The sequence below is a fragment of the Clostridium sp. FP2 genome, from assembly GCF_011065955.2.
In the GTDB taxonomy this organism is placed as follows: Bacteria; Bacillota; Clostridia; order Clostridiales; family Clostridiaceae; genus Clostridium_AD; species Clostridium_AD tagluense.
On record NZ_JAAMNI020000001.1, the window covers coordinates 4,767,106 to 4,781,158 of the forward strand.

12 protein-coding genes are annotated in these 14,053 nt (G+C 28.3%); 5 read left to right on the forward strand and 7 right to left on the reverse strand.

Annotated features, from left to right (window positions below; all coding sequences use genetic code 11):
- Positions 1-82: 82 nt before the first annotated feature.
- Positions 83-628 (reverse strand): PadR family transcriptional regulator, encoded by a 546-nt coding sequence (locus G9F71_RS22405; protein WP_164950639.1) that lies wholly within the window; start codon positions 626-628, stop codon positions 83-85.
- Between the two features lie 748 nt (positions 629-1,376).
- Here G9F71_RS22405 and G9F71_RS22410 point away from each other — a divergent pair.
- The 5 genes from G9F71_RS22410 to G9F71_RS22430 all read left to right on the forward strand — a co-directional run bounded on the left by G9F71_RS22410 (position 1,377) and on the right by G9F71_RS22430 (position 7,309).
- The gene (locus G9F71_RS22410; RefSeq protein ID WP_164950638.1) at positions 1,377-3,383 is read left to right on the forward strand and encodes a serine hydrolase domain-containing protein; all 2,007 of its coding nucleotides are present in this window, start codon (positions 1,377-1,379) and stop codon (positions 3,381-3,383) included.
- Positions 3,384-3,510: 127 nt separating this feature from the next.
- Positions 3,511-4,209, forward strand: a complete 699-nt coding sequence (locus G9F71_RS22415; protein ID WP_164950637.1) for a response regulator transcription factor — start codon at positions 3,511-3,513, stop codon at positions 4,207-4,209.
- Positions 4,210-4,211: 2 nt separating this feature from the next.
- On the forward strand, positions 4,212-5,258 hold the full coding sequence (locus G9F71_RS22420) for a sensor histidine kinase (RefSeq protein WP_164950636.1): 1,047 nt from the start codon (positions 4,212-4,214) through the stop codon (positions 5,256-5,258).
- 19 nt (positions 5,259-5,277) lie between these two features.
- Entirely contained in the window at positions 5,278-6,030 is a 753-nt protein-coding gene (locus tag G9F71_RS22425) for an ABC transporter ATP-binding protein (RefSeq protein ID WP_125002566.1), read from the forward strand.
- Position 6,031: 1 nt separating this feature from the next.
- Positions 6,032-7,309, forward strand: coding sequence for an FtsX-like permease family protein (locus G9F71_RS22430; RefSeq protein ID WP_164950635.1), 1,278 nt, complete (start codon positions 6,032-6,034; stop codon positions 7,307-7,309).
- A gap of 975 nt (positions 7,310-8,284) precedes the next feature.
- Here the strand turns inward: G9F71_RS22430 and G9F71_RS22435 are convergent.
- From G9F71_RS22435 to G9F71_RS22460, 6 genes are all read right to left on the reverse strand, one after another.
- On the reverse strand, positions 8,285-8,854 hold the full coding sequence (locus G9F71_RS22435) for a hypothetical protein (protein ID WP_164950634.1): 570 nt from the start codon (positions 8,852-8,854) through the stop codon (positions 8,285-8,287).
- 97 nt (positions 8,855-8,951) lie between these two features.
- The gene (locus G9F71_RS22440) at positions 8,952-9,161 is read right to left on the reverse strand and encodes a hypothetical protein (RefSeq protein ID WP_164950633.1); all 210 of its coding nucleotides are present in this window, start codon (positions 9,159-9,161) and stop codon (positions 8,952-8,954) included.
- A gap of 54 nt (positions 9,162-9,215) precedes the next feature.
- Complete coding sequence (locus G9F71_RS22445; RefSeq protein ID WP_164950632.1) at positions 9,216-9,695, reverse strand: hypothetical protein; 480 nt, start codon at positions 9,693-9,695, stop codon at positions 9,216-9,218.
- A gap of 13 nt (positions 9,696-9,708) precedes the next feature.
- On the reverse strand, positions 9,709-11,757 hold the full coding sequence (locus G9F71_RS22450; protein ID WP_164950631.1) for an AAA family ATPase: 2,049 nt from the start codon (positions 11,755-11,757) through the stop codon (positions 9,709-9,711).
- Entirely contained in the window at positions 11,754-11,930 is a 177-nt protein-coding gene (locus tag G9F71_RS22455) for a hypothetical protein (protein ID WP_164950630.1), read from the reverse strand. The genes G9F71_RS22450 and G9F71_RS22455 overlap by 4 nt, the downstream gene beginning before the upstream one ends.
- Positions 11,917-14,049: a DEAD/DEAH box helicase family protein gene (locus G9F71_RS22460; RefSeq protein WP_164950629.1), complete on the reverse strand. Its 2,133-nt coding sequence runs from the start codon at positions 14,047-14,049 to the stop codon at positions 11,917-11,919. Before G9F71_RS22460 ends, G9F71_RS22455 begins: the two co-directional genes overlap by 14 nt.
- Positions 14,050-14,053 lie beyond the last annotated feature (4 nt).

Sequence of the window (14,053 nt, forward strand, 5' to 3'; positions counted from 1 at the left end):
AAGTAACAACAGTTAATGCACCTGCAATATAGATAAGCTTTTCTACTTTATTCGGTCATTATTTAGAGTTATTCGTTTAATGCTACTCTTTAAGTTCGCTAATACACTCTTCCGCCCATTTTATATATGCTTGGTTTAGCATATAACCTCTTTTTAATATCATGGACCAGTAGAAATTTTCATTTGTTACTCCTATTCTTTTGCCATAGTTCTCCATACATTCTTCAATCGAACCAAATGAATCTACTTCATTTTTTCTTTCTTTAACATACTTGTGTAGTTGAAAAATCAATTCCTCATTAGAAAGATTCACACCAAAGAAGATGCGTAAAGCAAATTCGTCTCTCAATGTTGCTAAAAGCGTTAAAGGAAATTTTTTTAGCTGCTTTTCAAAATTTTCTCTTCCCTCTTTCGTAATAGTATAAATCCTTTTATTTGGTCTATCATGCTGCGGTACAGTCTGTGATGTAACAAATCTTTTTTTCTCTAATGTGCCTAATTCTCTATAAATTTGACTTAAATGGGCCGATCCAATAAAGTTGATTGATTGGCCATGAAGATTCTTCAAATCGTATCCTGTCATTGCTTGATAAGTTAGAAGACCTAAAATCACGCTTTGTAATGTCATGCTTTCCACTCCTTTCTAGGCCAGCTATAATATTATAATAATTTAAAATTATTAAAAATATTTTTTTGTTTTAACAACTTTTATCATTTTCTTGAAAAAAATGCTTAATAAAAAAAATTATGTATTTGCGGGGGCACAATCATAAAAATGCGTTATTTACATTTATTCCTCATATTGTAATATTGCAATTAATGCATTTTCAAGATTTCAATATAATAAACTGTTGATTCGATTATATTATTTTCATTAAAACCATATTTACCCAATATTTAGATTGTAGCAACCAAAGTTTTTAAGGATTTGAGCCTATTAAGATAACTTAACTCGAATTTAACCAAAATTTAAAATATATAACATATTATATATAACATGTTATATATAATATGTTATATATAATGTATTATATATTTACTCAAAAGTCAAGCATTGCAAAAAATGTAATAAAAATTATGTATCATTCTCTTACGACGGTTAATAGGGGTATTTGTAGTCACTGAACAGCTTTATACCATTTATTTAATGGCAATAGGTGCTTACTCTCCTTCAAAATATAGAAGTTTCAATGCTGTTAAATGAAATTACTATAAAATAAAACGCTCCAAGTTCAATAAACCTTACAAAACTGTAAGGTTTTATTATATAAATCAATTTATTAGTTTCCTTAATTCATATACAATTTATTTATGTTTGGAGCCTTTAAATGAACACCAAACAAATCAATTAAGAGAAATTAAGGAGGTCTACTACTATGAAAAAATCTACCACTTATATGCAAAGATTTTTAATAATTTTTATAGTTATTGCATATGTGCTTCCGTCTTTATGCTTTCAAATAAAATCCTTAGCACATATTCTGAGTACGGAGCAAACTGTTACAACAAAAGAAAGTAAAGAAAAAAATTCTATATCTTTATTAGGTAACAACAATAAAGAGCCTTTAAATAAGGACAATGTAGAAAAGTTTGCAGATGGTCTTTTCAATGAACAGATTAAAAAATTTAATGTGCCTGGAGCAGTTTTTGCTGTTGTTAAAGACAATACTGTTCTTTTTGAAAAAGGATATGGATATTCAGATATAGATAAAAAAATACCTGTTGATCCTAAGACAACTGTTTTTAGAGTAGCTTCAATTTCAAAACTTTTTACTGCTACAGCTGTTATGCAGCTAAAAGAAAAAGGTAAGGTAAATTTAAAGGAAGATGTAAATAAATATTTAAAGGATTTTAAAATAGAAAACAAATACTCAAAACCTGTAACACTTGAAAATCTCTTGACTCACACCGCTGGTTTTGATGAAAGAATTATGGGAGAATCTGTAACAAAAAGTTATCTACAAGAAAAACCACTAAAAGATAACTTAATATCTCGCCTTAGACCTCTCATTCGTGAACCTGGTGAAGCTCCCCAGTACAGTAACTATGGTATGTCTGTAGCTGGTTATGTTGTTGAAAGTATGACTGGTACTCCTTTTAATAAGTATATGGAAGATAATATATTGAAGCCTCTGCATATGAATAACAGTAGTTTTTCTTTCAACAAAAAAATACGTGGCAACTTATCTAAGGGATATGATTACAAAAATGGCATCTATAAAAAAGTTCCTGTATATGGATCCACCTTTGCGCCAGTTGGTGGATTAAAAACTACAGCAGATGATATGACTAAATTTATGATGGCACATTTAAATCATGGTGCCTATGATAATACAACCATCTTGAATAAAGATACTATAGGGGATATGCATAAAAAGCATTTTCCATTGGATATAAATATTCCCGGTTTATGCTATGGATTTGAAGAAAACAATATAAATGGGGTGAGAGTACTTGCCCATGGAGGTAACGATTATGGTTTTAATAGTCTCTTATTTTTAATACCAGGCAGTAATTTGGGATTTTTTATTTCAACCAATGGTGATAACGGAGCCAATATATGTGGAAGTATGGCCAATGAATTCATGACTAAATATTATCCACAACCTAAAGCACAAACCAGTATAAATGATGAAGTTAAATTTACAAAAAGTAATTTAAAAGAACTTAAAGGTGTTTACCAAGCTAGTAGATATCCAAGAAATGAAATAGGTAAATTAGTGAAATTAGCACCGCTACTGGTTCCGACCTTAAATATAAAAAGCAAGTCAGATGCATTGATCGTAAAATACCCAGGTGGGCAAGATCTCTATAGAGAAATAGAACCTTTACTTTTTAAGAATGTGGAAAGAGGTGATACTATTGCCTTTAAAGCAAATAAACAAGGAAATATATCTTATATGTTTTATCCTGGTTCACCAATTGCCTATGAGAAAATTCATTGGTATGAAAATCCTTTATTGCATAAAATCATTTTTGTACTTTTCTCAATATTATTTTTAGGTCTGTTCATTGCAATGATATTGATCAATCTAAGAAAAAAAGCTAATAAAGAACCTTTACTTTTTAAATACCATAGATGGATTCTACCCTCTATCTGCATTTTAAATTTAGTATTTTTACTAGGTATGGCTAAAGAATGTATGGTTTTATCCTCATCTCTTACTTTTTTACCGGAATTACCTAAGATGATGATATATCTATTAGTTATTCCAATAATAACTACCATAATTACTTTTGCACTAATGATTTCAACATTGATATATTGGAATAAAGAAAAATCTAATTCCGGTATACTTGTGCGTAATATACTAACTTGTTGTGTGTTTTTAATTTTTAGCCTTTTCCTAAATTATTGGAATCTCTTAGGATTCAAGTTTTAGTTAAAAATTAGACTTAAGTTTCCATTGCCATCAAATGCAGTCTTCTTTCCGCCTTTTTAAATTATGATATAATATAGTAAAGTTACTATATTATATCTTAGGGAGCTTTAAAAAGGAGGAATCTGTTTTGTATAAGATACTTGTTGTTGAAGATGATACTCGGCTAAATAAACTCGTAACAGAGTATCTTCAAAAATATAGATATGATGTTACTTACATACAAGATTTTAAAAATGTAGATTTGGAACTAGAAAATTCAAAAGCTGACTTGATTCTTTTAGATATAAATCTCCCATATTCCGATGGGTTTCAATTGTGTAAAACTTTTAGAAGAACCTCAAAAATACCTGTAATCATTATTTCTTCAAGAAATAGTGGCGAGGAACAAATACGTGGACTTGAACTCGGAGCAGATGATTATATTACAAAACCTTTTAACTTTGACTTTCTGCTTGCTAAGATACAATCAACAATGCGAAGAGTATACGGTGAATATGCAAATGAATCAACTATAATTGAAAGTATGGGAGGTATTAAGCTTAATAAAGATACTTTTAAAATACATTATAATGGAATTGAACTTGAGCTTAGTAAAAATGAGTTCAAGCTCTTAAGTATACTTATTAAGAATGAAAATAGAATAGTCAGTAGGGAATACCTTTTAGAAGAGCTTTGGGATGATACCACTTTTGTAGATGATAATACATTAACAGTTAATATAGCGAGAATAAGAACTAAACTTAAAGAGTTTGGTGTTAGTGAAGTTATCTCAACCAAATGGGGTATAGGATACATGTTTCAATGTGATTCTGAGCAAGAGGGCTAAATATGAACAAAAAGATATTGTTAAACTTTGCAAAAGATAAACTATCACTTACTATTGTATATTTTCTTAGTACAATTTTGATTCTTCTTTACATTTACTCATTAGGTACCCAAATTGATGTGTTATATCCTTTGTTACTATCTATAGTACTATACGTACTTTTAATATTAAGTGAGTGGGCCAAATATTATAAATTTAATAGAAGTCTCAATGAAGGCATAGAAAATAGGTACTTTAATTTAAATCCAAAGACAAATCAGCAACTAGAAACAGCTAGGGCTATATTTAAAATTCATGAAAACTATACAAATAAAATAAGTAAAATTCATGCACAAAATACAGATAATAAGTATTTTTTATCTCAATGGATTCATAATATAAAGACTCCACCTTCAATAATCGATCTTATCATTCAAAAAGCAACTAAAGAAACAAGCTTTAGTAACGAGGATTTCACAATGAACCAAATGAATATATTAAGATTGTTCTTTGATATAAGAGAAGAAAATAATAAAGTTAAGAATGGTTTAGATCAAATTCTAAACATTAGTAGATTAAATGATTTTTCAAAAGATTATGAGCCTCAAACAGCGGACCTCGTGCAATTATTGAAGGAGGTCATCAATAATAAAAAAAGTCAATTTATCTATAATAATGTATTTCCTAAAATAGAATTTAAATATGAAAAAATATTGATTGTTACAGATGAAAAGTGGAATAAATTTATGCTTGAACAACTTATAGCAAATGCTATTAAATATTCTAAAGATAACAAAGAAAATACATATATATTTTTTAATATATATAGAAATGATAAAGAAACAAAGTTAACAATTAGAGATGAAGGTATTGGAATTCCCAGCTATGATATAAAAAGAGTTTTCGAACCATTTTTCACAGGAGAAAACGGAAGAAAGGTGGGCGATGCTACTGGCATAGGCCTCTATATATGCAAAGTAATATCAAAGAAGTTGAATCATAGCATAGCCATAGAATCTGAGATTAATAAGGGAACTACTATTTCAGTTACTTATCCATCAAAAATTTAAAGACAATGGGGGGATTGCATTGGAAGTTTTATGTGCTGAGGATATTGTTAAGGTGTATGGAGGAAATTTAGAAGTTAACTCTAATAATGTATTAAACGGTATAAATCTAAGCATTGAAAGTGGAGAATTTACTGCTATTATGGGACAATCAGGAAGTGGTAAAACAACTCTGCTTAATATATTATCAGGTATTGACAGGCCTAATAGTGGAACAGTGAAAATAATGAATAAATATATAACTTCCTTAAGCAAAAAAGAAAAATCTATTTTTAGGCGTGAAAATTTAGGAATTATATTTCAAAGCTTTAATCTTCTTGATAATATTACACTTGCAGAAAATGCTGCACTTCCATTGATATTTAAGGGAATCAGTGCCCCAATAATTGATGAAAAAATAAAAGAATATTTTATGTTTTTTGATATATACGATATTAGAAATAGATATCCCTATAATGTGTCTGTAGGAGAACAACAAAGAGCAGCCGCATGTAGAGCTCTAATAAATGATCCATATATTATTTTAGCTGATGAACCAACTGGAAGTCTTGATCCAAATACTTCTAAAAAATTTATGAAGTACTTACAAATGATAAATGATGCGAAAAAAGCAACAATTCTTATGGTTACACATGACATATACGCTGCAAGCTACTGCAGACGAGTGATTTTCATAAAATCCGGAAAAATATTTGTAGATATATATAACAAAGGAGATCAAAATGCCTTTTTTAATAGAATATTGGATACTCTAGCAGTGATTAGTGGTGAATGATATGAATTATGGAAAGATGCTTAAACAAACTATAAAATTAAATTTAGATCAATATTTCTTATATATATTTTCACTAATAATTTCAGTTATATTCTTTTTTACTGAATCAACACTATATAATTCATATGTAGCAGTAATTAAACAAAAAAATATTTTTGTATTACCAGCAATTGCTGTCTTTAATACCGCATTGTGGAGTATTTTTACGTACATTTCCTTTATAAAACACAGACAAAAGGAGTTTGCAACATTTTTGGCTTTGGGCATGACCTGTAATGAGCTAAAAATTCTACTTCTCCTAGAAAATATTTTAAATTTTTTCATATATGTGCCTATAGGATTAATTTTAGGTATTATATTTTCAAAAATCATTGTACTTTTCATATTTAAACTCGCAGGAATTTCTGCTTTTACTTTTGAATTTAAATCAATTATCTACATAATTACTATTGGACATTATATTTTACTTACTACTATATTCATTTTATGGACATCTAAATTTATTAATAGTCTGTCCCTTATAAAAATAGCAAATCATAAAAATTTATATATGGTACATTCTAAAAAAGAAAATTTATTAAGAATAGCACCCTATGTTTTAATACTATGTTGCATTCATTTTAATGAAAGAATAGTCCTAAATTTACAATCTAGATATTATATTGACTATTCTTTAATATGTATAGTAGTAATTTTCATATTATTTTTAATTTTTATAAATATATTTATTGTTTTCGCAAAAAAAAGTAAAAATTTTTATTATAAGAGAATTTTTTTAATAAATGAATTAGAGGATTCTTTGAAGGATAATAAAATTATAATTTTCTTTATCGCTTTTTTAAACTTCACCTTTATTATTTCCGAAAGAATTTGTAATTTGCCTAGTTTAAAAACACGTTTTAACACTTACAACATTTTTCAAATGTCTTCTTTTAATTCCATATATATTTTTATTGTATTATTAAGTTTTATCGCTTCTTCCACTATATTATATTTTAAAATCAAAATAGATCTAGATAACTGGCAATTTGAGAAAATCAAATTATATAATATTGGACTAATTGATACCGAAATAGATAGTATATTACTATGCAAATTTAGGTTAATATTTTTTTCACATATATTTATAACAACTATCGCAAGTTTTGTATATCTTTATATTTGCAAATTAGGTAAAGAATTTATGATAAATACAATTAAAATATTTATATGTTATTTTATTATACAATTATTGGGATATATTATTACTAGAATAAAAATAATTAAAACGAACGGATAAAAATAATATTTTCTTGATTTTAAGATACGCATCAACAATTAAAACAACTTGTGTTTTTTACCTTTACTAAAGCTTAAAGATTTACTATAAATATAATAATATATCCAGTTATTAATCAATAAATTGCCAGTTAAACTAATTACATTTAATATATTTTAAGTATACGTTATTTACTCCGTATTTTTTTACAATTTCGTAAGAAAACATATAATTCATTATACTATTAGTACCGTAAGTTCGACATATCACAATTAATGTACATTTAGACGACTAAATATCAATATATTAACATCTTTTTTGATAACTATATAAAAAAAGTTTACAAAAAGCCATCAGAATTAAAAATCTGATGGCTTTTCACCTTTAATATATAATGCAAGAATTTATTTATATGCACGTTTACTTAAATACTTTCTTAGGTACTTAAATACATTCTTAGAACATACACACTACTGTAGCTTTGTAAAAAAGTTTGATCAGAATACCTCTTATGAATGGCTTAATCTCGTAAAGTTGATTTATTATTTTTATAATAAAGTTTGATCAAAACTAAACAAGTAACTCATAACTAGCTTTTTATTTTTATAATAAAGTTTGATCAAAATAACCATTTAGAGTTGTTTTAATCTTAAATTGTTATGCTTCTACATTAAAAGTTTTTTTTAGAACACCTACATTTAGATGTAGCTTTATAAGAAAGATTGCCTCGAATATTTATTTGAAATTGCATTACTACATAATTGTTATAAACACACATAATATTTTTGTGTGTTTTATAATTATATTAAAGATATTTCCTGTTCAATTGTGATTTTATAATGTTGAGCACGTCTATTGTTTTGTGTAAATTAGAAAAAATATGATAATCCTATTTGGAAATTACTATGGCAATTTATTATTTCTGTAGTAATTTTTATTTTTATTATGAAAACATTATTACAATTTAATAGACAACCATTTTATATTAAAAACCTCTTAATCTTTGCTAAGTATTGGCCAGCCATAATTTATTCTCCAGCAATTTTCTATTAACAACCTTCCGCCCTTATCTTGTAAAACATCATTTACTACATCATCCAATTTGGTTTTAGTATTTAGTTTCGAATGATATATCTTTACAAACAATTCAGTTTGACTTATATCTTTATGATAATATAAACCTAGTGATCCTGTACCAGCATTATTAGTATAAAAATGACTTCTTAATCTATTAAAAACTTTATCACTTTCCCCATTATAAAAAATTTGATTGTTACTATGTTCGTAGATATATTTCCCATATAAATTTCTTACTTCTTCAATTCTTTTGGTATAATTGATACAACTTCCAGGAATTTCATAGTATTGATTTATCATTAATTCTTTTTCAATATCTTTACACCTTATACCAAACCAATATACGCCCACTACATCCTTCTTTACCCACTCATTGTTTTTATACCATACCTTTTTAAATGTATCTTCATTCCATATATCTTCATTTCCAAAATCAATAGTTATACTATTATCCCAAACGTATTTAGTAATCAAGTTAATCTCTTGCATATTGCATCTTCTTTCACTTTACTATAATCCTCAAAATATAAATTCACCGATATATCTACGCTCTACTGTTTTTTTAAATTTCGTGTTATATTATCAATTATTTCAAAAATAGATATTTCTTTATCTCTAATTGTTGCCAACCTAAGCTCAGAACGCACATATATGTATCAACGAAATATTTTTCTAGTGGTCTCCACATGCTGATATATTCACGTATAATTTCTGATTTTTCGAAATCCAAAAGTACATAATTATAGGAAAACCAACCAAAAAGTTGTGGTGTAGTTTGGATACCTACTAATTTCATTTGATCTTCTATAAATATACACCACATTTGTAATTGCTTTAAGTATTACAATCATTAAAACGGGCTACTGACTCTCTCCGTATGTATAAACCTAAGCAAATCAACATCATATTCATCATATTCTCTACTAAGCATTTTATTATTCCATTTTTTTTCAAATACCTCATCGCAAATTATTTCCATGCCTCCTTGGGCATATTTTTCAATAAGTTTCAAACATTTAGAAAGAAAATTTTCTTCAAGAAAATTTTCAAAATTTTTCCCTATGGTTTCATCATTAATTATAATGGCATATAAAGTTGAAAGTTGATTTTCAGTTATTCTACGACTGTGAATTGATTTGTCGCTACGAATTAAAATATCCTTTGCGATATTTCTTTTATAGCCAACTGCCACCATAAAAACAAACAAGCTTATTCTATCATCAAATACCTTGCACTTATCATCATCTACTAAAACTTGATAAACATTTTCATATCCTTTTTCAATATTAAACCTATAATCTAATGCCTGTATCTCATTAAACTTAATCATTTCATATGCCTCCTTATCTATTGGCCACAAATTCATTAATATTATTAACTAATTTTATTTTAGTATAACCGTCACTTATCTTGTCTAAGCGATAAAATTTACCCCAACGATTAGTTTCCTTCATTTTTTTAACTTCACTTCGAGTGAATTCTGTGTCAGTAACCAGTAATACCCATTGTGAAGTAAGATATGGCATTTCAGTTATTAAACTATCTCTATTGGCACCATCAAGCTTTGCAAATGGTGTGTCCATAAATAAAGGCATATTTATAATTGAATTTTCGCTTCCAGCCGCTACGCTTGCCAAAGCAGACACAAAAGATAGTGACAACATCTGTTTTTGACCTGAAGATATATCTTGAAATATAGAGATGTCATTCCATCCTTTTGCCTTAATCTCATATTGCTCATTAATTGATATCTGGCTTATAACCCGTTTATCCTTTTCTGAAATCAACTTATTAAATATGATTGTTGCTTCAGATGACAAACGCGATCTCATCTTTGAGCTATATGAGTCCTGTATCTCAGAAAAAATATTATTTAGACGCTCATAATACTGGTATACACTGTTATCTTTTTTCAGTTTTTCATCATCATTTCTTAGCTTTTTAATCTCAGCTTCTTTCATAATAATTAACTGATTTGAAATTTCAACGTCACGCTCCAACCCACCAACTCGTCTATTTGTATCACTCGCATCGATTTTACACTTTTGCAAACTATTTTCAATTCCTTGAAGTTTATCTTCCGTTTTACTAAACTCATTTTTCTGCTTTTCAATATCATCAAGTTGCCTTCCAAGTTTTTCTATGTCTTCCAATTGATCACTATAGTTCTTTACATACTCTTGAATATTGACATCAACATCTTTGTCGAATTGTAATGAATTATTAACATTTCTCTTAAATTCCCTAATAAAATCAGAAAGTTGCATCTTCCCATACTTCCTTTTTATATCAATCAATTTTTCATACATCGCATCATTTGAGGTAAATTTTGTCCCACAAATACATTCATTTGAGTCAATTATGTGTTCTATCAAATCCAGAGTAATCCCACTATGAAATCCTTTTTCTTTTTCCTCTTGCTCAATAAAATTCTTTGATCGCAATAAAGTATCCTCAATAAGCAAACTATGTCCATCCTTTGATAATAGTTCTTGTATGTTACCTCTAATATTTGAAAGAATAGTAGTTGTTTTATTTTTACTATCAATGATGTTCGCCCTTTGTTTAAACATCTCTTTAATAGGCTCATTTTCCTGTTGTTCTAATTCTAATTTAACAATTGTTTCTCTAACCTTTTCAAGTTCAGATTTTTGATGGTCTAAACTGTCCTTTAAATCCACAGCTTTTTCTTTTATCTTTTCCAGCTCTTTTTCTTCTGATTGCAGCTTTGTATTTGCATTTGAAGTAATTTTTTTTCTTTGCTCATTTTTTAGCTTATCGGTTATTTCAACAGCCTTTTTCACAGAATCTATCTGAAGCAACTTCATTATTCCATTTTTAATTTCCTGCCTTGAAGATGTGTTTGTAGTCGAAAGCGCCTCAATTTTATCTCCATCAAAGAAAAATAAATCTTTAACCCTATCACTAATAATATTATTAATCTTAACAGAAACCTCTGATTGTTTTGTTATAACATCTTCTACATTTCCGCCTTGGGCGCTAATAGTTAACTTAACCTCAACTTCAATGCTACTAAGTATATTCCCATTTTTTTCAAACATATCATAAATTTTTCGTTCCAATACATACTTTTTGCCTTTATTTTCAAATACTAGCTCAACTAAAGCCTCAACAGGCATTCCAATGTTTTCTTTTAGCACATTAAGGTTTACTAAATGAATACTGTTAGAAGATGTTCCTTTATCTAACTTATCTTTTGGCAATTCCTTCTCATTAAATAGACAAAATATAATTGCTCTAAAAATACCAGTCTTACCATTTCCGTTTTCACCAAGAATAACCGTAATGTTCTTGTCATCTCTTGAAAACTCCATACTCTGTTCGCCATAAAATTGACGAAAATTATTTAGCTTAAGTTCAAGTAGTTTCATTTTATTTCCTCCCCTATAGCCATATCAACTTTTCGCCTTATATTTTCTTTTATTCTTTCTTCTGAGGAATGTTCTTCACTTATATGAAAAAGAATGTCCTTTGCTATTTCTCTCAGTGTACCTACAGAACGATTTTCTACTTCTTTAAGAAGATCTAAATTAATACTTTTCATTTGTCACGTCTCCTTTTTCAATATCATCTCTATGTTGCAATTTTAGGTCATTGTAAATTTCATATGGAAGTTTGTCCATAAGATACTCCAAGCCATATTTAGATAAATATGGGTCAATAATCGAACGAGCTTCATACTTGTTTTCTGCATTGCTCGAAAACTCTGCAAATCTCGGTAGTTCTTTTGCAATAATGCTCATTAGGGCTTTATCATATGATTCATCCAATGCATCTCCATCTATATCAGGCATAACAATAAAATCATAAATCTGCGCTCTTTTTTTACCATCAAATTTCCTTAAAATCCTACCGCGTCTTTGCACAAATTCCCGGGGATTTGATGTGCTAGCAAGAAAATATGCCGACTGTGTACTCGGTATATCAACACCCTCATCCAAACATTTTATTGCTACTAAAATTTCAATGTCACCTTTAGCAAATTGATTTAAAATTTCGATTCTGCGTTTATCTGGGACATCATAAACAAAATCATGCACTTTAGCATTCAGATTGGAGATTTTAGAAATAATTTCTTTATTCTCACCAGGTGCACAATAAACCAATGTATGAGATAGTTTTCCTTGTAGCCTCTTCTCTTTGAGCATGCTTAGAAGTTTAGGTTTTTTACTATTTGCATTTGATAATATATGTGATCGTTTAATTAGCAATCTCTCAAGTGCAGAGCCCTTGTCAATTTCATCGCTATAATTACTTAACTTACTAATTTTTCTTGTTAAGTAAACATATTCATCTAACTCATCTGTATCAAGATGAACTATAATTGGCTGGTATTCGTATCTAGTCAAATGTCCATTTTCTATAGCAGTTTTTAAATCATACTCAAAAACCGTTTTAGAAAAGTATTTTCTAAGGCGAATTGTTCCCACTTCATCAAACCATCTATCAGGGGTAGCCGATAATCCCAATCTATTTTGAATAGCATCAATCATAATTGTGCCATATTTGCTACTGCCTGTATAATGGCACTCATCAGCAATTAAGAATGAATGCTTCCTAATTTTTTTGATTAATTCTATAAAATTGGGAGAAGATGCGGTTTTATATGTAGTAACTAAGCAACCTATATCTTGTAATCCCGCATTAAAGTTTTTAATATTTCTATTTGCATTGTCATACCAAAAGTTTATGCTTTTGTAACAACATACAACATTTTCATAGCCAAAGTCTGATAAGACGTTTTCCCACTGTATAATTAGATGTTTAAAAGGCACTACAATTATTAGAAATACTTTTTTATTTAATTCTATATATCTCCTTGATGCCTCAATAGCAGTAATTGTTTTACCTGTACCGGTTGCCATTTCAAATATTCCTTGCCAATTATTTTCAATTAGTTTTTCAATCGCAGTATTTTGATAATCCTTCAATTCTAATATATACTGTGGTAAACATATTTGTTTTTTTTCAGTTTTTTTTCTCATATAGGGTCTCTCTGGCAATTTATATTTTTCAAACTCTGATTTAAGCATTTGAGGAATATTGTATATTTTATAATAACTATTTTTCCCACTTTCTAGCTTTAAAAAATTTTGATAATGCTCTTCTAAATAATCAGCTTGACCATTAATCCATCCCTTAAATACCGAGATTCCTTCGCCATTATATGTTGCCTGCAACGAATCGTTTAATGATCCATGTAGGCAAACTCTATCTCCATTTATATCTTCGAATATTGCAATTTTATCGTGATAATTACCTACTATATTCTGGCAAACAACAAACTTCAAATCTATGTATCCATCTGCAATTAACCACGAAAACAAATTCAATGTATCCTTTTTAGTTTTCACATCAAACCCATCAATCGATTCTGTGATAGATTTATAAATAATTGCATCCACTTTAGCATTCTCACCGGTAGCAATAGCCTTCCAATCATCTTCATTAAGTTGAGGAGATGTCAATAAATATATTTTTCCATTATTTTTTACAAGCTCCTCCAGCCCTTTTGTAACAATCTTAATCCATGCTGATGAAAAATAACCCACCCCTCTATAATACAATCTGCTATTTGCTAACAATGGGATAATCAAATCATCAACTACGCTCGATTTTGAAGTGTCATATATTAAATTTATTTCTAAATCTTTAAAACTCATAAGT

Excerpts from the sequence above, each read along its gene's own strand:
- G9F71_RS22405 (WP_164950639.1), bottom strand. The coding sequence starts at position 628 with ATGACATTACAAAGCGTGATTTTAGGTCTTCTAACTTATCAAGCAATG.
- G9F71_RS22410 (WP_164950638.1), top strand. The coding sequence starts at position 1,377 with ATGAAAAAATCTACCACTTATATGCAAAGATTTTTAATAATTTTTATA.
- G9F71_RS22420 (WP_164950636.1), top strand. The coding sequence starts at position 4,212 with ATGAACAAAAAGATATTGTTAAACTTTGCAAAAGATAAACTATCACTT.
- G9F71_RS22430 (WP_164950635.1), top strand. The coding sequence starts at position 6,032 with ATGAATTATGGAAAGATGCTTAAACAAACTATAAAATTAAATTTAGAT.
- G9F71_RS22435 (WP_164950634.1), bottom strand. The coding sequence starts at position 8,854 with ATGCAAGAGATTAACTTGATTACTAAATACGTTTGGGATAATAGTATA.
- G9F71_RS22440 (WP_164950633.1), bottom strand. The coding sequence starts at position 9,161 with ATGAAATTAGTAGGTATCCAAACTACACCACAACTTTTTGGTTGGTTT.
- G9F71_RS22445 (WP_164950632.1), bottom strand. The coding sequence starts at position 9,695 with ATGATTAAGTTTAATGAGATACAGGCATTAGATTATAGGTTTAATATT.
- G9F71_RS22450 (WP_164950631.1), bottom strand. The coding sequence starts at position 11,757 with ATGAAACTACTTGAACTTAAGCTAAATAATTTTCGTCAATTTTATGGC.
- G9F71_RS22455 (WP_164950630.1), bottom strand. The coding sequence starts at position 11,930 with ATGAAAAGTATTAATTTAGATCTTCTTAAAGAAGTAGAAAATCGTTCT.
- G9F71_RS22460 (WP_164950629.1), bottom strand. The coding sequence starts at position 14,049 with ATGAGTTTTAAAGATTTAGAAATAAATTTAATATATGACACTTCAAAA.